This window comes from Paenibacillus sp. EB106-04-04-XG159 (assembly GCF_058791835.1).
In genome coordinates this window covers 114,263-135,764 of record NZ_JBYTDY010000013.1, presented here as the reverse complement: position 1 = coordinate 135,764, position 21,502 = coordinate 114,263, and the positions used below count along the sequence as shown (strand labels likewise).

Annotated in this window: 19 protein-coding genes; all 19 read right to left on the bottom strand. The window is 47.4% G+C overall.

Translation table 11 applies throughout. The annotated features are described in order from the left end of the window. Positions 1-145 precede the first annotated feature (145 nt). Positions 146-1,690, bottom strand: a complete 1,545-nt coding sequence (gene rny / locus AC3WTP_RS16775; RefSeq protein ID WP_492395778.1) for a ribonuclease Y — start codon at positions 1,688-1,690, stop codon at positions 146-148. Positions 1,691-2,003: 313 nt separating this feature from the next. After that, on the bottom strand, positions 2,004-2,675 hold the full coding sequence (locus AC3WTP_RS16770) for a regulatory protein RecX (protein WP_492395777.1): 672 nt from the start codon (positions 2,673-2,675) through the stop codon (positions 2,004-2,006). Between the two features lie 126 nt (positions 2,676-2,801). Next, positions 2,802-3,860 carry a recombinase RecA gene (gene recA / locus AC3WTP_RS16765; RefSeq protein WP_492395776.1) on the bottom strand — a complete coding sequence of 353 codons (1,059 nt, stop codon included), beginning with the start codon at positions 3,858-3,860 and terminating at the stop codon, positions 2,802-2,804. A gap of 265 nt (positions 3,861-4,125) precedes the next feature. Next, positions 4,126-5,391 carry a competence/damage-inducible protein A gene (locus tag AC3WTP_RS16760; protein WP_492395775.1) on the bottom strand — a complete coding sequence of 422 codons (1,266 nt, stop codon included), beginning with the start codon at positions 5,389-5,391 and terminating at the stop codon, positions 4,126-4,128. 280 nt (positions 5,392-5,671) lie between these two features. Further along, positions 5,672-6,250, bottom strand: a complete 579-nt coding sequence (pgsA, locus tag AC3WTP_RS16755; RefSeq protein WP_492395774.1) for a CDP-diacylglycerol--glycerol-3-phosphate 3-phosphatidyltransferase — start codon at positions 6,248-6,250, stop codon at positions 5,672-5,674. Then, positions 6,247-7,575, bottom strand: a complete 1,329-nt coding sequence (gene rimO, locus AC3WTP_RS16750) for a 30S ribosomal protein S12 methylthiotransferase RimO (RefSeq protein ID WP_492395773.1) — start codon at positions 7,573-7,575, stop codon at positions 6,247-6,249. The genes pgsA and rimO overlap by 4 nt, the downstream gene beginning before the upstream one ends. Before the next feature lie 195 nt (positions 7,576-7,770). Further along, positions 7,771-8,259 carry a YajQ family cyclic di-GMP-binding protein gene (locus tag AC3WTP_RS16745; protein ID WP_492395772.1) on the bottom strand — a complete coding sequence of 163 codons (489 nt, stop codon included), beginning with the start codon at positions 8,257-8,259 and terminating at the stop codon, positions 7,771-7,773. A 161-nt stretch (positions 8,260-8,420) separates the two neighbouring features. Continuing rightward, complete coding sequence (locus AC3WTP_RS16740; protein WP_492395771.1) at positions 8,421-8,585, bottom strand: hypothetical protein; 165 nt, start codon at positions 8,583-8,585, stop codon at positions 8,421-8,423. A gap of 145 nt (positions 8,586-8,730) precedes the next feature. Beyond that, positions 8,731-9,630 (bottom strand): helix-turn-helix domain-containing protein, encoded by a 900-nt coding sequence (locus AC3WTP_RS16735; protein WP_492395770.1) that lies wholly within the window; start codon positions 9,628-9,630, stop codon positions 8,731-8,733. A 50-nt stretch (positions 9,631-9,680) separates the two neighbouring features. Next, positions 9,681-10,445, bottom strand: a complete 765-nt coding sequence (locus tag AC3WTP_RS16730) for a DUF3388 domain-containing protein (RefSeq protein ID WP_492395769.1) — start codon at positions 10,443-10,445, stop codon at positions 9,681-9,683. A gap of 233 nt (positions 10,446-10,678) precedes the next feature. Next, complete coding sequence (locus tag AC3WTP_RS16725) at positions 10,679-10,933, bottom strand: DUF3243 domain-containing protein (RefSeq protein ID WP_492395768.1); 255 nt, start codon at positions 10,931-10,933, stop codon at positions 10,679-10,681. 126 nt (positions 10,934-11,059) lie between these two features. Further along, positions 11,060-11,806 carry an elongation factor P 5-aminopentanone reductase gene (ymfI, locus tag AC3WTP_RS16720; RefSeq protein ID WP_492395767.1) on the bottom strand — a complete coding sequence of 249 codons (747 nt, stop codon included), beginning with the start codon at positions 11,804-11,806 and terminating at the stop codon, positions 11,060-11,062. A 121-nt stretch (positions 11,807-11,927) separates the two neighbouring features. After that, a complete protein-coding gene (yfmH, locus tag AC3WTP_RS16715; RefSeq protein ID WP_492395766.1) occupies positions 11,928-13,208 on the bottom strand; it encodes an EF-P 5-aminopentanol modification-associated protein YfmH in 1,281 nt (426 codons plus the stop codon). 5 nt (positions 13,209-13,213) lie between these two features. Then, the gene (gene yfmF, locus AC3WTP_RS16710; RefSeq protein ID WP_492395765.1) at positions 13,214-14,497 is read right to left on the bottom strand and encodes an EF-P 5-aminopentanol modification-associated protein YfmF; all 1,284 of its coding nucleotides are present in this window, start codon (positions 14,495-14,497) and stop codon (positions 13,214-13,216) included. Positions 14,498-14,664: 167 nt separating this feature from the next. Continuing rightward, positions 14,665-15,426 carry a spore cortex-lytic enzyme gene (sleB, locus tag AC3WTP_RS16705; protein ID WP_492395790.1) on the bottom strand — a complete coding sequence of 254 codons (762 nt, stop codon included), beginning with the start codon at positions 15,424-15,426 and terminating at the stop codon, positions 14,665-14,667. A 79-nt stretch (positions 15,427-15,505) separates the two neighbouring features. After that, complete coding sequence (locus tag AC3WTP_RS16700) at positions 15,506-18,232, bottom strand: DNA translocase FtsK (RefSeq protein ID WP_492395764.1); 2,727 nt, start codon at positions 18,230-18,232, stop codon at positions 15,506-15,508. A 199-nt stretch (positions 18,233-18,431) separates the two neighbouring features. Then, positions 18,432-18,647 carry a YlzJ-like family protein gene (locus AC3WTP_RS16695; RefSeq protein WP_492395763.1) on the bottom strand — a complete coding sequence of 72 codons (216 nt, stop codon included), beginning with the start codon at positions 18,645-18,647 and terminating at the stop codon, positions 18,432-18,434. After that, positions 18,644-19,525, bottom strand: coding sequence for a ClpP family protease (locus AC3WTP_RS16690; RefSeq protein WP_492395789.1), 882 nt, complete (start codon positions 19,523-19,525; stop codon positions 18,644-18,646). Before AC3WTP_RS16690 ends, AC3WTP_RS16695 begins: the two co-directional genes overlap by 4 nt. A 193-nt stretch (positions 19,526-19,718) precedes the next feature. Further along, on the bottom strand, positions 19,719-21,395 hold the full coding sequence (locus AC3WTP_RS16685; RefSeq protein ID WP_492395788.1) for a ribonuclease J: 1,677 nt from the start codon (positions 21,393-21,395) through the stop codon (positions 19,719-19,721). Positions 21,396-21,502 lie beyond the last annotated feature (107 nt).

The window sequence follows — 21,502 nt, the reverse complement described above, 5'->3', positions numbered from 1 at the left end:
TCTCATCGAGAGCTCGAGCACATGCGGACGCTATGCTTTATTAGCTTACGCGCCGCGTGTTGACTGTGCTCCTCATCTGCTCATTATATCCATTATATCGAAAAAAGTGGCCCAGTAGGGCCACTTCTCTTCGTCCTATCCATACTTACTTCGCATATTCCACCGCACGTGTTTCGCGGATGACGGTGACTTTAATATGCCCTGGATAATCAAGCTCACTCTCGATCTTCTTCGTAATCTCACGAGCAAGACGATAAGCTTCGCTATCATCGATCTTTTCCGGTTGAACCATGACACGAACTTCGCGACCAGCTTGAATTGCATATGACTTCTCGACACCATCAAACGATTCGGAAATATCCTCAAGCTTCTCCAGACGCTTGATGTAGGTTTCCAATGTTTCACGGCGTGCACCAGGACGCGCCGCTGAGAGCGCATCTGCAGCTGCTACAAGCATCGCAATGATCGAAGTAGGTTCACAATCTCCGTGGTGGGATGCAATACTGTTGATAACCACTGGATGTTCTTTATACTTTTTCGCCAACTCCACGCCAATTTCAACGTGCGATCCTTCCACTTCGTGATCCAATGCTTTACCGATGTCATGCAGCAAGCCTGCACGCTTGGCCAACGTAATGTCTTGACCAAGCTCGCCAGCCATAAGCCCGGCAAGATAAGCCACTTCCATGGAGTGCTTGAGTACGTTCTGACCATAGCTGGTACGGAACTTCAGGCGGCCAAGTATCTTGATGATGTCAGGATGCAAACCATGTACCCCAACCTCAAATGTTGCTTGTTCACCATACTCACGAATTCGCTCATCCACTTCTTTACGCGACTTCTCAACCATCTCTTCGATACGAGCAGGGTGTATGCGTCCGTCTGCAACTAGCTTCTCTAGAGAAGTACGGGCGATTTCACGGCGAATCGGGTCGAACCCGGACAAGATAACCGCTTCCGGAGTATCATCGATAATGAGATCGATACCCGTAAGTGTCTCCAATGCCCGAATATTACGGCCTTCACGTCCGATAATGCGGCCTTTCATCTCTTCGTTAGGCAAGGCTACGACGGATACTGTTGTTTCAGCCACATGGTCGGCGGCACAACGTTGAATCGCTGTCGTGATAATTTCTCGCGAACGCTTGTCCGCTTCTTCTTTTGCTTGTTGTTCGATTTCCTTAATCAGCTGTGCTGATTCATGACGCACTTCCTGCTCCACGTTGGTCAAGATGATCTGTCTTGCATCCTCCATGGTCAAGTTCGATATACGTTCAAGCTCAGTAACCTGTTGCTGACAAATTCGATCGACTTCTTCTTGTGTTTGTTCGATGCGCTTCTCTTTGTTACCCAGTTGTTCTTCTTTACGTTCCAGCGATTCTAACTTCTTATCCAACGACTCTTCCTTCTGCAATACGCGACGTTCCAAGCGTTGAATTTCGTTTCTGCGCTCGCGGACATCCTTCTCCGCTTCCGTACGGAATTTATGGATCTCGTCCTTCGCTTCCAGCACTGTTTCTTTCTTCAGTGCCTCCGCATCTTTCTGAGCATTCTCCATAATTTGCTCCGCTGCGTGCTCAGCACTCGTTATTTTCGCTTCCGCAAGTAATTTGCGAATCAGATACCCGATTCCAAACCCCAACAACAATGCGATCACAATGAGAACGATCGACAGCCAGATTTGCATCATTCTGCCTCACCTCCCCGTTGATTCCTCCAAGCATTGCTTGGGTTAAGTTGTACGTTCTTTTAAGTGTTTCAATGTCCAAGTCATAATGAAATGAAACGAACGGCTTTACAGCCGGTTTTACCGCACATACTTGCGTATGCACAGATGTCACCAAGAGATGACATTCAAGCAATAATTCATTGGCGAAATGAATCATTTGAAATCAATTTTTGGAAGGAAAAACTGATTCCATTAGGATAAAGATACATACTTATTTTAGTCTTGATGAAAAGAAATTGTCAAGCAATCTAGTCAATACCTTGTCGATTTGCCTTCATTCTTCCATTTCCGCTTCAACACGTTGTGCTGCTTCACTAGCTGCACGTCTACACAGCTCCATCGGATAGCCGCGCCGCGCTAGATAAGCAGCCACTTTCTGCCGCCGTAACGGCGCTTCTCCGCTCGTCTGACGCCACTTCTTTTTGGCGGCCGCCAATGCACTCGCCCATTCCTGATCCGGATCCAGAGCGGACATCGCGTTTGCTATATGTCGTTCATGCACGCCCTTCTGCTTCAGCTCATGCTGCACCCATCTTCTGCCTTTGTGGTGCCGTGTTACCCGCTGCTCCATCCATTGCTCCGCATATGCAGCGTCATCAACGAGCCACTCCCGCTCTAATTGATCCAGGACCTGAGCTATAATCCCTTCATCATACGCCTTTTGAAGCAGATACTTCGCGATTTCCGATCTTGTTCGCGGCTTATGCTGCAAATATTTCAACGACTGCACATAAGCGCGATTCTTCTCGTCAGCTCGAACGATCTCCTCCATGAAGTCGAGCGATACTTCCGACCCTTTTATCAAGCGGAATTTAATCATGACATCCTCATGGACGTTTAATGGTTCAGCATGTTCGAAATAGATCGTGTAGCGACCAGATTGCTTCTCATCCCGCTCTGCCTTAATAACAGTAGTTAGTCGATTGTTGTCCTGATTCTCGTTCACTAGCTTCCTCCGTTCCTGACACATTGCTCTATCCCGCATATAGACGCAACAAGACAAGCACCATCACAGCCGTGAGGTGCTTGTCTTCAAGCTATCGATTATGCGTCCCCTGCGCAATGCAGTGAGTTATTCCGTATCTTCGTTAAGCAATGCTGCTTCTTCATCCTCATCATCAACTGAAACATTACCTGAAATGATCGAAGTTAAGTTGCTTGCTTCTCGAATCTTATTCTCAATAACAATCGCCAGCTCCTTATTATCCTTCAAGAACTGCTTCGCATTCTCACGGCCTTGACCAAGACGCTCACCTTCATAGGAGTACCAAGCACCGCTCTTCTGAACGATATCCAATTCCGTACCGATATCTACAATGCTTCCCTCTCTCGAGATGCCTTCACCGTACATAATATCGATGTCCGCCTGCTTGAACGGAGGAGCAACCTTGTTCTTTACGACTTTAATCCGCGTGCGGTTACCGACCATATCATTGCCCTGCTTGATCGTTTCAACACGGCGTACATCAAGGCGCACACTGGAATAGAACTTCAAAGCGCGGCCGCCTGGTGTTGTCTCAGGGTTACCAAACATGACGCCAACCTTCTCACGAAGCTGGTTAATGAAGATCGCGATCGTCTTAGACTTCGCAATCGCACCTGATAGCTTACGCAGTGCCTGCGACATCAGTCGAGCTTGCAAGCCTACATGGGAATCACCCATCTCGCCTTCAATCTCTGCCTTCGGCACTAATGCTGCCACAGAGTCAACGACGATAATATCTACTGCGCCGCTGCGCACAAGCGCTTCAGCGATCTCAAGAGCTTGTTCACCTGTATCTGGCTGAGACAGCAGCAACTCATCGATGTTAACGCCCAGCTTGCTCGCATACAAAGGATCCAGCGCATGCTCCGCATCAATGAATGCAGCCGTTCCGCCACCCTTCTGTACTTCTGCAATCGCATGCAGTGCAACAGTCGTCTTACCGGATGATTCAGGTCCGTACACTTCAATAACACGTCCGCGAGGCAATCCACCAATACCTAACGCGATATCAAGCGCCAAGGATCCGCTTGGAACAACCTCTACTTGCATATGATTAGACTCGCCCAACTTCATAATGGAGCCCTTACCGAATTGTTTCTCTATTTGACGCAATGCCATTTCTAATGCAGCACGACGATCTGACACAAAATTCACTTCCTTCGTTATCGTTGATATAAACATCATACCTTGTTTTTGTTCACTTGCCAAGCATTTTTTCGAACATACATTCGTTTTTCTTATGAGATAATGACAATTAACTGGATCTTCAGCCATAAATTAGCACCCGGGTACATAAAGGAACCGCAACCGATGCATCCAAGCACGATTGCGGTTCCTCCGCTTCCGATCCACTATTAATTTATACCAATATACCATGAATCTTGACAGAAATCAACAGTCTGCCACGCTTCTACACTTGCTGCGAGCGCTCTTGCAGGCGCATCCAGATCCGATGCAGCAGCTTCTTCGCAGCGCGAAGACGAATCATTTCCCGATTCCCGTTAAACTTCAATTCTTCCGTTACCGTTTCTCTGCCACGCTCAGCAATTCCGATATAAACAAGGCCTACAGGCTTGCGTTCCGACTGCCCAGGTCCCGCAACTCCTGTGATAGACACCGCTATATCGGTATTCATCAGCTTCATCAGCCCATCGGCCATCGCTTTAGCTGTTTCCGCACTTACAGCGCCAGGAGCATTCTCGCCCTCCAACGTCTCCCACGGAACACCCAGCAGATGGTGCTTCAGTGTATTGGAATAGGAGATGACGCCTCCATGAAACATAGCTGAGCTGCCTGGAACACTTGTAATAAGCTCTGACAGCAAGCCCCCGGTGCAGCTTTCCGCCGCGGCGAGCTTCATCCCCAGCGCGCTCATCTGCTCTACAATAACCTGCTCCAGCGACACATCTGAGGTAGCGAAAATGTGTTCATTCAACCGCTCACGAATGACAGCTTCCATATGGCTCAGCTTCGCCTCCGCATCCGCGGCTTCATCGCTCTTCGTGGCCAATCGAATCAGCACTTCCCCTTCCTTCGCATATGGGGCGATCGTAAGATCTGTCTGCGCTTGAATCAAGTCTAACAATTTATTCTCCAGCAAGGACTCGCCAATACCCGCAAACTTCAGCATCCTAGTATATAGTGACTCCCGTTCATGCAATACATTCCGTTCAAGCCAAGGAATAACCTTATGCTCGAACATCGGCTTCATCTCTTTAGGAGGACCCGGCAGTAGAATATAGGCCGTACCTTCATGCATCAGCGCGTTGCCTACCGCTAAGCCCGCTTCATTATCAAGCGCATCTGAGCCTTCAATCCAATTGGCTTGACGGCGGTTGCTTTCAACACGATGCGCATTGCTGTCCTTAAACAGCTTCTCAATATTGCGCATGGACGGCTCATGAATCACCAGCTGACGTCCGAGCATTTCTGCTAGCACATCCTTCGTTAAGTCATCCATCGTAGGACCAAGTCCGCCTGTAAGCAGCACGACGTCCGCTCTTGAGCCTGCCGTTTGTATGACATCCTTGATCCGATTCGGGTTATCTCCAACAACCGTCTGATAATAGACATCAATGCCAAGCATCGCTAATTGCTGGGACAAATATTGAGCGTTCGTATTCAAAATTTGACCTAACAGCAATTCCGTTCCAACCGCTATCATTTCCGCTTTCATCCTGTACCGCCTCCTATGTAATATGTGCAGCTTCGCCGCAGAGCATATTGTTCATTCCATTAAATGATCCGATCGCATTAATCCGAGGGAGCAGAACAAGAATACTACGAAATGAAATCATATTAAAGCATTTCGCATTAAAAAATTCTACTGACGTCATTCTTAGCTGAGCATCTAACACACCCTATTCTTGGATCACAACAAAAAAAAAAAAAAAAAAACAATAGGCCCTTCCTTATTCATCAGGGAAGAACCTATTGTCTCTATTGTAGAATATAGATTACGAAAAATGGAGCAGATTCTTATTCTTGACAAAATAGTCAATACCGGAATACACCGTGATAATTGCCGCGATCCAAGTCGCGATAACGTCAAACGGAAATCCGATAAGCACAAAAGGAAAATTGTTTAACAGCATGGCAATAATGGCCGTTATCTGGGTAGCTGTTTTCCATTTCCCCCATTTGCTCGCCGCAACCACTTTACCTTCCAGCAATGCGATTTGACGCAGACCTGTAATGGCGAATTCGCGGCTAATAATAATAACAGCGATTAATGCATCACACTTGCCCATCTCAACAAGCGAGATAAGCACCGCCGCAACAAGAAGCTTGTCCGCCAGCGGATCAAGCAGCTTGCCCAGATTCGTTACCATCTTGCGGCTGCGAGCGATGTATCCATCTAACCCGTCCGTACTAGCCGCGATGATAAAGATAAGGGCAGCGATAATCTGATTAAACGTGATGTAGAATTCACCGATTTGAATAGGAGGAAAGTAATCTGTATTCACCAACAGAAAGAACATCATGATAGGCACGAGAAAAATGCGCGCTAATGTAATCTTGTTCGCCAGATTCACTGTACACCCTCCCCGGCTAAGTCAAATTCAAGCGCGTGCGTGATTCTGACTTGCGCAATGTCTCCGATATTGCAGGCGCTGTTAGAAATAAAGACTTCACCGTCAATTTCAGGCGCGTCATAGTGGGAACGGCCGATAAACACATCGTTTCTTCCATCGTAGCGTTCTACAAGTACAGGAATAACCTTGCCAATACGAGATTCACTCACACTCTTGGAAACCTCGCGCTGAAGCTCCATCAATGTGTTAGCTCGCCATTCCTTCACATCTTCGTCGATGTGATTCGGTAGGCGATGAGCAGGAGTGTTGTCTTCATTAGAGTACGTGAATACACCTAATCGATCAAACTTCATCTCGCGCACAAAATCGCATAGCTTGTCGAAATCCTCATCCGTTTCACCAGGGAATCCGACAATGATCGACGTGCGAATCGCAACATCTGGGATCCGATCACGAATCTTGCGCACTAATTCACGTGTATCGCGTTGACGTCCTGGTCGGCGCATCCGCTTCAATACAGAATCTTCACTGTGCTGCAGCGGCATGTCGATATATTTGCAAATTTTCGGATTATTTGCCATCATCTCAATTAGCTCATCAGAGAAAAATCCAGGATAAGCATAGTGCAATCGTACCCATTCCACACCTGGAACTTCACTAACCTTGTCCAACAGCTCCGGCAGCTTAAAGGAGTCATACAGGTCCGTACCATAATTCGTAGAATCCTGCGCGATCAGACTGATTTCCTTAACTCCTTGTTCAGCAAGCTGTGTAACCTCAGCAATTATAGATTCCATCGTACGGCTTCTAAAATTACCTCGCATCGATGGAATGCTGCAGAATGTACAGTTGTTGTCGCAGCCTTCTGCAATCTTGACATATGCAGTGTAGCGCGCTGTAGTTACCTTCCGCGGCAACGCTTGTTCATAGTTAAACACCGGATTGCCCACATAGTATGGCTTATGACCAGCCAGAGCTTCTTCGACAATTGTCGTAATCTTGCCGAAATCGCCCGTCCCAACTATGCCGTCGATCTCCGGCATTTCATCCAGCAACTGCTCTTTATAGCGCTGCGTCAAGCATCCAGATACGATGAGCGCTTTGAGGTTAGCTGTCTCTTTAAGATCAGCCAACTCCAGTATCGTATTGACGGATTCTTCTTTAGCGGCGTCAATAAAGCCACACGTATTGACGATAATGACGGTGGCATCCAGTTCGTTCTCTACCAATTCATATCCTCGTTCGTGAATGAGACCTGACATAATCTCGGAGTCCACCAAGTTCTTATCGCAGCCTAAAGTCACGACTTTAATCTTCTCTGTCATTCATACATCCCCCAAATATTGTAGCAGTAATAACCGTTGTGCCAGGTTCAGCATACTATCCTTGGTCCATTCTATCTCATCAAGTATAATACACCGATTACTCGATAGTCAAAAAAGAAAAAGCCCGGCTCCTCCTTCTCTACGCAATCAGAGAGGGGTGTAGGATTGTACCGGGTCATGTATTGTAAGCAAATGTTAACGGAAGTTTGTGAATTGCAGGTCGAGAGGCAAGTTAGCATCAAGCAGCAGCTTCATGACCGCCTGCAAATCATCTTTGCTCTTGCCTGTTACGCGAATCTGATCGCCTTGAATCTGGCTTTTGACTTTCAGCTTTGAATCTCGAATCAAGATATTGATCTTCTTGGAAATATCTTGTTCAATGCCTTGCTTCAGTCTGACCCGCTGACGGACCGTGCCGCCGGATGCAGGTTCAAGCTTGCCAAAATCCATATTTTTAACGGAAACTCCACGTTTAATCAGCTTGCCTTGCAGGATATCAATTACACTTTTCAGCTTGTACTCATCATCTGACGCAATAACGAGTTCATCCTTCTCCAACTTAATTGAGCTCTTGCTTCCTTTAAAGTCAAAGCGCGTCTCAATCTCGCGCTCAGCTTGCGTAATCGCATTGCTCACTTCCTGCAAATCCGTTTTTGACACAATATCAAAAGAGCTGTCTGCCATCTTACATTCCTCCCGAATGAATGATCTACTATGTATAGTATAAGAAAAAGTGGTTTCAAAGTGCAATCTCAAGATAAGCGATATATAGCACAAGGGCATTCTTATGCAGCAAGAACCTGCGATAAGAATGCCCAAGTACAGTTAAGCCACGGCATCGGGATTTAGTATTTTCCACTGATTGGATAACGAAACATATCCAATATACCCAGTACGATCCACGCTAATCCAAACCCTAAGGTACCGAAACCCCATGCGCTAGGTGTTAAATAATAGCCGATTATGCTAACCACAAGGCCTACTCCAGTAATAATCCAACTTACCGCCATGTTACGACACCTCTCCTGCGTGTTGAGATTTATCGTTGCACGAATATTGTCCCCATGCAGGAGTGAAATATTCCATGCGCTCAAGGCAGTACTATATTACCAGCTGTTATCATTGGCGGGCAGCTTAGATCCGCTGGCTCCGGAATTATGGTGCTGTCGTACTTTGACCTTCTTGCAGCTTCTTCACATCTTCATATGGCTGCCATGTAATCATGATCTCTTTATTCAAACCTGTACCGAGATCGATCACCTGTCCATTAATCGTCAACTTAGCACGCGTTGGGTTGCCGAGCATCATGTACAGCCCATCCTTCGTCAGATCAATCGTTTGCTTATGACCTTTATCGAAGTTTCCAGAGGCAATCTTCTCGCCATTCTTGTCCTTTACCTTGATGCTCATCCAGATGCCTTCGATCAATTCAAGTTCAAGAGGAACCGTCTTCCCTTCAGGCATCGAGAATACGACGCGATTTGGATCCTGCTGTACGACAATCGGCTCCTGCACGACCTCTGGCTCAGGCTCCGGCTGCGGAGTTGGCGCGACAGTACCAGCATTATTGCTGCCAGAATCTTTTTTCCCGCCCGGCTTATTAGGATCGACTTGGTCAGTGATAATAGTCTCATCCGTATTACCTGCATTTTTGCCACCGTCATTGTTGTCTCTACTAACAAAGAAGAAGTATATAATGACAATGATGAGTATGACAAACGACCACATGAGGATCGTAGTGGCCCATTTTCCAAAACGATCATTATGTTGAACAGAGCGCTTCTTACGAATCAGCGGCTCAATCGTTTTCTCAGGTTCGGCTGTTGGTATGTCATTGCGGTAATATTGAAGAACGTCATCAGGGTTCAATCCTACAGTCTCGGCATACGTCTTAACGAATGCGCGAACGTAGAACGAACCTGGCAGTACCTTGTAGTCTCCTTCTTCTATAGCTTCCAAGTAGCGCTTGCGTATCTTGGTTGCTTCTTGAACATCGTCTAATGACAGCCCTTTCTCTACACGGGCGCTTTTAAGCATTTGCCCTAATTCAGACACAATTTCACCTCCTACTTCTAATCATCTTGTCCAAAATAACGGTATTACTATTATAATTCGTTGTAATTAATGGTAAACGTATCGTAAGTGATTTCTTCCTCAGGGGTATTGCGAAGTTCAATAATATAATCAAAGAAGTCATAATCATATTGTGTTTCACGAACAAATATATCTGGATGCTCTATGACTTTCGTTGAAGGCATATTCATAATCTCTTGAAGCAGCGCTTCATGCTTATCGTTAGAACGAATAGTAGACACTATACCATCTATAATGAAAACATTCTGATTGTTCATCTCTTCTTCCGACATCTGACTGCGAACCGTTTGACGCAGCAAAGTGGAGGATACAAAGGTCCAGCGTTTCATAGCGCAAACACTTCCGGCGATTATGGACTCCGTCTTGCCTACACGCGGCATACCGCGCAGACCGATAACCTGATGCCCTTCACGCTTAAATATTTCCCCTAGAAAATCAACCAGTAATCCCAACTCGTCACGCGTGAAACGAAATGTTTTCTTATCATCTGAATCCCGTTCAATGTAGCGGCCATGTCGAACCGCCAATATATCAACTAACTTGGGCTGTCGCAGCGCGGAAACCGTGATGTTATCCACCTTCTGCAGCATTTGCCCCATTAGTCTTATCTTCTCATCATCATCCGTCTGAAGGAGCATACCTCTAGTCTTGCCTTCGACACCGTTAATAGTCAAAATATTGACTTCCAGCATACCTAGCATTGATGCGATGTCACCAAGCAGACCGGGACGATTCTTATGTATCCTATATTCCATATACCATTGTTTGTACTCCATGACACACTCCCCATCTGCCCTCATCCGTTTCATTCTACAATACCCAGCTTGTAAAATCCACCGCTCATGTCGAATTATTGCCTTTTGTTACGCAATTGTAATTATTGGATGCATGATTACAGTGTATATATGGAATCGCTCCCATTATATCAGATTATGAGCATGTGTTCATGAGTATTCAGAAAAAAGCGCGGAAATGAAGCCGAGATTCGACTTCACCCGCTAGCCATTCATTAACCGTTCTTTTCAACCATTTTCACCATAAGTTTAGCGATAGTTTGTCGGTCTTGTTCATCTCCGACATCCCACAGTTCCTTAAGTGCTCGTTCTTGAGTATTTTGCGGATCGATTTTCTCATCAAGGAAAGAACCTATTTCATAAGCGAGCTTGGCAATCGTGTCTTCATTCATTCCCATACTCTTTGCATTTTTTACACGTTCTCCAAGAAATTTCTTCCATCCATCATAATTCTTTAATACGGATGCCATAAGAACTCCTCCTTATTCCGCATGTATGATTTCGAACTGACAATCGTAATATGCGCGGAATAAGGCCGACTTATACGCCGTAGGTACTTGCGCTCATTTCTTACCAGCAATCAAGCATGACCACTGTTACACTTGCCAGCCTCCGCTCGGGCTGATGACTTGCCCCGTAATATAACTGGATTCCGGCAGTGAGAGAAAATAAACAAGCGACGCAATATCCGCTGGGGTTCCCAAACGTCCGGCGGGAATCTCTTCTTCTAGTGCGCTGCGCTCCTCGCGATCCAGATGTCTGAGCATATCGGTATCGACAGCGCCTGGAGCTACCGCATTTACCGTCACGCCGGAAGGCGCAAGCTCTTTGGCCAATGCCTTAGTGAACGCATTAATGCCGCCTTTAGCCGCAGAGTACATCACTTCGCATGATGCGCCCGTAATTCCCCACACAGACGATACATTAATGACGCGACCATACTTCTGGCGTATCATGTGCGGCACGAATAATTGAGTGGTGATGAATGCACCCTTTAAATTGATCGCCATGCATTCATCCCACTCGGCTTCCGTCACATCCGTGAATAAGCCATAATAGGAAGCTCCCGCATTATTAACTAATATGTCAGGCTGAAATCCTTCCGCCACCAGCTTATCATGCATGCGGAGCACCTGCTCTCGATCCCGCATATCCGCGCTGATCGTCATGACTTCACAGCCCAGCTCCAGGCAGCGGCGCGCTACTTCATTTGCCGCTTCATGCGCTTGCATATAATGAATTACGATTCGCATTCCTTCTTGGGCGAATCGTTCTGCAATAGCTGCGCCGATACCTCTGCTTCCACCTGTTATAAGCACAGTTGTGTTTGACAATGCCTTCATGATTATCCTCCCCCACCGGTTGCATTAACAGCTTCATACCGTTGCATAAACTTGAACAGCCGCTCTAGTGCCAACAGAAAGGCGCACCCTCTGAACACGAAGGTACGCCTTGTCATTATGGTTACGGCTGCTCCACGATTGATATCGCCATGCGATCCCAATTAAAATGATCTCGCAGCCGTTCATGAATGTCTTTTAGTTGCAAGGACTCGTACACGGATAGTATATCAAACAAATCCGCGTCACGGAACTTGTATTTCGTGAATTCATTCGCAATTGCTTCAGGTGAATTCAGCATGCGCAAATATGATCCCATACGCTTGTTGCGAATTCGCTCGAACGCTTCCTGAGTAAAGCCCTCATTCTTCTTATCGTCAATCGCCGCAACCACCGTACGCACGAGTTCATCCGGGTCTCTTGTCTCTCCGCCGATAATCGAAAAGGAGTAGTCTGGCTCACAATTGTATTCATGACCGATGTTATCGCTCGTCAATCCCGATTCATACAGGGATTGGGATAATGGAGAACTGCTGCCTAACATCAGGTCCATCATGATCTTCGTCGCCAGCTCCTGCTTTAGCAAGTCGATGCCCGTCTTTCCGCTCGGCTTCTCCTTACATCCAAACAAGCATTTAGGCTGTGATACCGGCAGCTTCGTTACAAGCTTCTCCTGACGGACTTGATCAGGCTCCTCGTCGAAGAATCGTTCGATTCGTCCCTGTGCTTCATATGATTTCGCTGCTTGATTATCACGGACAAGCTTCATAATGGATTCCGGCTCCACACCTCCAACGATGAACAGCATCATGTTAGAAGGATGATAGAACGTATGGTAGCATTCATACAGCGTATCTTTTGTTATCGTCTGAATAGATTCAACCGTGCCCGCAATGTCAATATAGATCGGATATTTCGCGTACATAGCCTCGATCAGGCCAAAATAAACCCGCCAATCCGCATTATCGCGATACATATTAATTTCCTGCGCGATAATGCCTTTCTCCTTGTTCACACTCTCTTCCGTAAAGTACGGATGCTGTACAAAGTTGATTAAGGTCTGCAGGTTGTCTTCAATCTGATTTGTAGCCGAGAAGAGGTATACCGTTCGGTCGAATGTCGTAAAGGCATTAGCTGAAGCACCTTGCTGCGCGAATGAAGCAAAGATATCGCCTTCTGGCTCTTCAAACATTTTATGTTCGAGAAAATGAGCAATTCCGTCCGGCACTTTAAGCTCTTCTTTACCTTCTACTTTAAAATGATTGTCTATAGAACCATACTTCGTCGAAAAGGTGGCATACGTCTTCTGGAATCCAGGCTTAGGAAGCACATACACATCCAAACCGTTAGGCATACGTTCATAATAGATCGATTCCTGCACCTTCGGATAATCACGTTTTTCCATGTTGGTCACCCCTCCCGATTCCGTAACACGTATATCGTATCGAGATGGAACGTGTCCGCTGCTACCTGGATCTGATCCGGCGTTACTGCGGACAGTTCCTCAATCAAGCTGGCCGTCGTGCGTTCTTTGCCAGACAGCACACGATTGAAGTCAAAGCCGATCATTTCGAATGCAGAATCATCGATTTCACGAAGTTGGTTCATGATCATCGCCTTCGTCTGGCTTAATTCCAATGCTTCGATCTTGCCTTGACGGAGCGCTTCAAGCTGCTCTTCGATGATCTTGGAAGCCTTCTCGATCAGGTCGAACTCAACGCCGGACTGAATCGTGCATATCCCTTTATGTCCGTCTAATCTTGACGAGGCATAATAAGCGAGACTATTCTTCTCGCGCACATTAACAAACAGCTTCGAGTGAGGATAACCGCCAAGAATGCCGTTGTACAACAGCGCAGCAGGATATGCAGTATCATGATATGTGATCGTGGAGCGAAGCCCCATATTCAGCTTGCCCTGCGTTACATCAAGACGATCGGTTACGCGCTTCGGCTCACCTGTTCCGGGTATCGCGATGGAACGCGCATATTTGGCTTCCGCTTGACGTTCAAGGTGAAAATGCTCTTTCACATACCCTTCGATCTGCTCTAACGTGGTATCACCGATCACATATACATCGATGCACGCATTCTGCAGCCACCATTGATACTTCTCATACAGTTCTTCTGATCCAATACCTGCCAGCTCTGCGCGATCACCCAACGGGTGCAGACGGTAAGGCTCATCCACGCACATCTCCTCTATGCATCGTTCCTGAGCATAGCGTATCTTATCGTTCACGATCGCTTCCAGACGCTTGCGTACGGTTTCTTTCTCTTCCTTCACATACTTGTTGAGAAAATTTCCTTCTGCGAGCGCTGGATCGGTGATAACATTTCCAATGAAACGAATGCCCTGCTCTAGTAACGATTCAGAAGTCGGGACAAAGGCATCGTTAATAATATCCATACGAAATTGAATAATCTGATAATCGCCGCGTTTGTAAACATCGAATCCGAATCCAGCACCATAAAGCTCATCTAATCGTTCGCGGAATTGTATCGTTTCCGGTAAAGATGAGGTGCCTCTTCTTAAGACGAAGGGCGTCAGCCCAATCGGTGTGACCGTTTCCTCCTGCAGCGGAATTCCGATATATACTGAGATTGCAAATGTCTTGAAGCGTGTAGTCGGCTTCACATGCAGACGGATTCCGGTTACATTGCCTCTTTCAAATCCAGGTGCGCTAGTTGTCACATCACATGACTCCTTTTCCCCGTATCGGACGAAAGTCTCGCACGATTCACGGTTATTATCCGATATATATGCATTCGGTCAAGCGGTCAATCTCATTTAGAAAAAAGGAAGAAGCATGCGGATCAATTCCGCCGCTTCTTCACTTTCATTTCAATTGAACGATCCTTTTACATACAGAAAATATGCTTGCCGATCGTCTTCACCTGCGTTCTTGTCCAGATCCATTCCGAAGTAGCCGTTTCCGGATTGAAATAGTACAAGCACCCGTTCGTTGGATCCCAGCCATCGATAGCTGCCTCGACTGCCTTACGCGCTGTTTCGTTCGGTGTTAGCCAGATCTGGCCATCCGCGACAGCCGTAAAGGCTCTTGGCTGAAAGATTACGCCGGATACTGTGTTTGGAAAGCTCGTCGACTTCACACGATTAAGGATAACAGCCGCTACAGCAACCTGTCCTTCATAAGGCTCACCGCGTGATTCGCCGTAAACAGCGTTGGCCATCAGCTTGATATCATTTTCTGAGAAGCCTTTACTGTTGGCATTGCCAACATCAGTTGGTGGTTTGGATGTGCCAGAGCTAGGAGGCTTCGTACCTGCAGCTGTTTCACCAGGCTTCCAATTTTTAGTAGCATTGTACAGCTTGGTTTTCGTCTTGGATCCGACGATTCCGTCTACCTTCATTCCGAATTCGGACTGGAACCACTTTACAGATTTAAGTGTCTGGTTTCCGAATACACCGTCTATCTTGCCATAAAAATAGCCCAGATACTTGAGACGTCCTTGCAGTTCATTTACGTCCTGCCCTTTGGCGCCGTATTTTAACGTTGCACTGCTGAACGTTGTTACCGTATCGGACATGTGCTTCCATTGGTATGCTCCAAATAAAATGAGCAACAAGCACAACGTAATACCTATCATCCGTTTTCTCATCATGTCATGTCTACCTTTCTGCTGCAGTTTTAACAGGATTGGCAACATTATTATGAGATAACGGAATTCTTTCTATTCATTAGGAGGTCATCTTCATCTGCTGATATTGATCCCATGACATTAATACTTCGCGAGGACGACTGCCATCCGGTGGACCGACGATACCATTCATCTGCATCGTTTCAATCAAACGGCTGGCTCGGTTATAACCGACCCGCAGCCTTCGCTGAAGAAGTGAGGCGGAAGCCTGCTGCCCTTCAAGAACGATCTGTACAGCCTGCTCATATAGATCGTCTACAGGCTCATCACTGCTCAAGCTGGCATCATCGATCTCCGGTACAAATTCCTCGTCGTATTCGGCGGAGCCTTGATCGCGGCAGTAACCGACGATCGTTTCCACCTCTTCATCAGAGAGGAAGGCCCCCTGCACACGAATAGGCTTGGATGAACCCATCGGCAGATACAGCATATCGCCTCGACCTAACAGCTTCTCCGCGCCTGCCATATCCAGAATCGTGCGCGAGTCGACTTGTGAAGATACGCCAAATGCGATTCGCGAAGGAATGTTGGCTTTAATAACGCCAGTAATGACATCCACGGAAGGACGCTGCGTAGCGATAATAAGATGAATACCTGCCGCGCGAGCCATCTGAGCTAAACGGGTGATGGCATCCTCTACATCGTTTGCGGCTACCATCATGAGATCCGCAAGCTCGTCTACTATAACGACGATATAAGGGAGTACCAGCTCTTTGTTCTCTTCCACCAGCTTATTGTAGCCTTCGATGTTGCGCGTACCTGACTTGGAGAACAGCTCGTATCTCTTCTCCATCTCGACTACGATCTTGCGCAGGGCAAGCGACGCTCTGCGCGGATCGGTAACGACTGGCGCGAGCAGATGCGGTATACCGTTATACATATTCAGCTCAACCATCTTAGGATCGACCATGAGAAACTTCACTTCATCCGGCTTCGCCTTATACAGAATGCTTGTAATGATTCCATTGATACATACCGACTTACCGGAACCAGTAGCACCCGCTACAAGCAAGTGAGGCATCTTCGCAAGGTTGCCTACAATCGGAGTACCCGATATGTCGCGTCCAAATGCGATCGTCACCTTGGACGAAGCTTCGGTGAATACCGACGTTTCCATCACCTCACGCATCGTCACGACGGATACTTCATTGTTCGGAACCTCAATACCGATCGCGGATTTGCCTGGAATCGGCGCCTCCATCCGAATATCTTTCGCAGCTAGCGCCAGCGCGATATCGTCTGACAAGCTAACGATCCGGCTAACCTTAACGCCGATGTCCGGCTGAATCTCGTATCGCGTTACCGCTGGTCCTCTAACGACCTGCAGCACCTTGGTCCGCACGCCGAAACTTTCAAGCGTTGCTTCCAACTTGCGAGCCGTCTGCATATAATCCGCCTGATCTCCGCCCTTGCCGCTGCCTTGGGGTTTGGACAGCAGTTGGAACGTAGGCAGCTTATAAGGCTTGACAGGCTTCTTCGGAGGCTCAGGCAGGGTCTCATTCGCATGCTGAGCAGCTTCCCCGTCTTGCGCTGCGCTATCCGAAGGCGACGCATCACCAAGTGCCGCACCATGACTGTCTTCATCAGCTCCATGATGGGAATTGCCTTCTCGGTTCGAATTATGTATATGCCAGTCTTCGTCAATATCATCTTCTGAGCTGGAGTCGTTATGCTCATTCTGCCAGCTTCCAGATTGCTGTTCTGCCGTGAAATCATGGAACATTGGCTCAGCCGCTTCTGCCGTCTGACCTGCCAACAGCGGAGCGGCACTTGAAGCGCCTGCAGCTAACGAAGCTTGCCTAATGGCAGAAGCATGACCATCGTGAGGGATGTTCGCCTCGTCATCTGTTGACATCTGTTGCCATTCCGCTTCCAGACTATGATCTCGCTTGCGCTTGCTGCGCGAGAGCTGACCTGTCCGCTGATCCAACCACTCATCGTCCGCGTCTTCCATCTCATCTTCTTGATGAACTGTTTTCCTCGATCCAAACAGTTGGAAGAACACCGGTGCCTTAAACGGCTTTCTCGGCGGTCCATTCTCATCATCATCCTCAGAAAAGTCCGGAATAGGCGCCGCTTTAGGCTTGCGACCAATCTTGCTCGTCTCTTCCAGCTTCCGTTCGTTCAGACGAGCCTTGCGTTTCTTGCGCACCAGCACAGCAAACTTCTTGATCTGTGCTCGCATAAGTCGTCCCAGTTCCACATATGACAGCTGCGCGGCCAACATGAAGCCGATGATGAGCAGCACTATAATTAGCAGCTTAGTTCCTAGTGCGCCAAACAGAGAAAACAGCAGACTGTAGAGCATCGCGCCCAAGTAACCGCCGCTGATGTCTTTGTTCCACATGTCGCTTGCAGTGCCGGTTTCCGCCGCTTGAAGCAGCTCTGTCCTTAACGTATTATGTATAGCTTGAAAAATTTGTCCTCCACTTGGATCATTCGATACTGGCAATAGCCGCATTTCAACCGCGTTCATCGTACTCATCGTCGTCAACGCTAGGACAATGCACAGAAGTCCTGATTGGCGAGCGGTCCAGCTTGACGGCCACTTGCGCTTAATCATCACAGCCAAGCCCACATAGATAAAGATTAACGGAATTACAAAATAGAACTTGCCGAGCATCAATCCAAACAGCTTGGACAACGCACGTCCGAAGGCTGCTCCACCAGATAAAGCGATAACGGAGCATGTGATTAGCAAGATACCGTATATTTCATATTTCAGGCTCTTGCTAAACGATTGTTTCTTACGTTTTCTTCGGGCCAACTGTTGTCACCTCCAACGGTCATTATATCACAGAACAACCGTTCTATCTATCCGATCAAAGACCTGAGATCAACACTCATACAAGTTCCACATCATCCAGTCGGATTCCTCTTCCGTGATAGCCGAGCTATGCATCTGACCGCGAAATGCAAAAGAAGACGCACAACATGGGTATCATGCAGTACGTCTTCCTATATGGCTAATTAATCGGCATAATCTTGCCTGGCTGATATGCTTCATCCAGATAGTCGTTCATACAGACTGCCTGCACCAGCCGTTCTACTCGAACCTCTGAGACGGATAAACGCTCTACCAGCAGCGTTCTCCCCTGCCACTGCATCTCAACCAAGTTTGTATACTCTGTATTATATCCTTGCAATACCGCCTCTAATGGCATCGTGGTATACAGCGTCATGTCGGCATTCCTCCATTACCGATTGGTCCAGGCGGCATGGGCTGCGGCGGAGGCTGAAACGGTGGTGCAGGCGGAGGCGGCGGAACGAATCCTGCTGCGCGTCGCTGCTCGATCATCCGATTCATGTGAGCAAGCGCATGGCCTAAGCCTCCAACCTCGTCGATGAGCCCCACACGTACCGCATCTGGCCCAATCACAGTCGTACCGATGTCGCGCGTCAGTTCACCCGTTTTAAACATGAGTGATTTAAAGGTTTCTTCTGTTATGTTGGAATGACGGACTACAAAGCGTACGACCCGCTCCTGCATTTTATCCAAATATTCAAATGTTTGTGGAACTCCAATGACTAAGCCCGTCAAGCGGATAGGATGGATTGTCATCGTCGCCGTTTCCGCAATAATCGAGATATTCGATGAAACCGCGATCGGTCCGCCAATGCTGTGCCCCCCTCCCAAAACGAGCGTAACAGTCGGTTTGCTAATAGAGGCGATCATTTCAGCTATAGCCAAGCCTGCTTCAACATCACCACCAACCGTGTTCAAGATGACCAGTACCCCTTCAATGCGCGGATTCTGTTCAGCAGCTACTAACTGAGGGATGATGTGTTCATATTTCGTCGTCTTGTTCTGCGGAGGCAGGATCATATGCCCTTCTACTTGTCCAATGATGTTGAGACAGTAAATATTGGACTCGGACACATTAGGGATCGATGCGGTTCCGAACTGCTGAATAGCTTGAACCGCTGGCGGAGTTCGATCGTTATTGGGCGGCTGTTGCGGAGAAATAGGCTCTTCATTCCGAAAAGTTTGATTCGGATGTCTCGTTATCGGAGCATCAGACACACGATTCTGCGTGTAGCTATTATTCCATTCTTGCATATTATTCACAAGATTTCCTCCATTCTGTACCATTGCCAAGCATACTGTTTCTTAGTTTGTACATTCCACCTCTTCCATATGCGAATATTTTTCCATACATGCAGAAAGCCCCTGCTCTCAAGGAGCAGGGGCTAAGTGACGGTGACTAGAGCGCGACCATAGGTCACACTTCTAAATTGGGTTCTGAATCTGATTATACTTCCATAATAATAGGAAGAATCATCGGACGGCGACGAGTCTGTTCATATAAGAATCGACCCAAAGCGTCCTTCACATGCGTCTTCAACGACGCCCATTCGTTTACGTTCTCGCTCATTAACCGGTGCAAAGTTGATGAAACGATGCGGTTGGCTTCATCAAGCAGACCTTCTGATTCGCGTACATATACAAATCCTCGGGAGATGATGTCAGGACCAGACAAGATCGTACCGTCTTGCTTGCTCAATGTAACGACAACCACCAGAATGCCATCCTGCGACAGCAGCTTGCGATCGCGCAATACAATGTTTCCTACATCACCAACGCCCAGCCCATCGATAAGGACGTAGCCAGAAGGTACTTTGGAGCCTCGGCGCGCAACGCCGTTTTGGATCTCGACTGTATCGCCAATATCCGTTATAAAGATATTCTCTCGTTCAATTCCTACATCCTCGGCTAATTTCGCATGGTGACGAAGCATGCGATATTCACCGTGAATTGGGATAAAGTATTTAGGACGCATCAGATTCAACATGAGCTTAAGTTCTTCTTGGCTTCCGTGACCAGATACGTGTACGCCTGTACTAGATCCGCCGTATATGACGTTCGCACCTAAGCGGAACAATTCGTCCACTGTGCGACCTACATATTTCTCGTTGCCTGGGATTGGCGTTGCCGCGATGACGACGGTGTCACCTGGCAATATATCAACTTTGCGATGTGTTGAGCGAGCCATCCGTGTCAATGCGGACATCGGCTCACCTTGACTACCTGTGGACAAGACAACAACGCGATCTGCAGCCATCTTATTCACTTCTTCCGGCTCTATCAGCATGCCGTCTGGGATGTTGAGATAACCGAGCTCCGAAGCAATCGTGACGACGTTCACCATGCTTCGACCTACTACGGTCAGTTTGCGGTTTGTTGCATGTGCGGCTTCAATAACCTGCTGTACGCGGTGGATGTTAGAAGCGAAAGTCGCAACTACGACACGCTGCTGAGCTTTGCGGAATATATCCTCCAGCACAACCCCCACGCTGCTTTCCGACGGTGTGAAGCCTGGACGCTCTGAGTTCGTACTGTCAGACAACAGTGCAAGAACGCCCTTCTGGCCGATCTCAGCCATACGCTGAAGATCAGCATATTGTCCGTTAACCGGTGTGTGATCAAACTTAAAGTCGCCAGTATGTACAACGACGCCTTCTGGTGTTTCAAGACACACACCTACGGAATCTGGAATCGAATGGTTTGTTCTGAAGAAGCTTGCTGTTATAGATCCAAGCTCTACTTCTGAATCTGCATTAATGAGAATACGCTTCGTTTCACCGAGTAAATTCGCTTCGCGCAGCTTGCTCTCGATTAGTCCAAGCGTCAGACGAGTACCGTATACAGGTACGTTCAGATGCTTGAGTACATAAGGCAATCCGCCAATATGATCCTCGTGTCCATGTGTAATCACAATACCTCTTACTTTATCACGATTCTCAGTCAAGTACGAAATATCTGGAATGACGATATCTATACCGAGCATGTCTTCTTCGGGAAATTTCAGACCTGAGTCAATCACTACAATATCGTTACCATATTGAACAACGTACATGTTCTTTCCGATTTCACCTACGCCGCCCAACGCAAATATAGACAATTTATCCGAGTTGTTCTTCTTCGACAATGTCAATCAATACCTCCTGTATTCAGTTGGCCGTCGTACCAATGAACATCTTTCATAATATTAAATATACCGCACCCAGTCACTTGTAAATCATTATACATGAACAA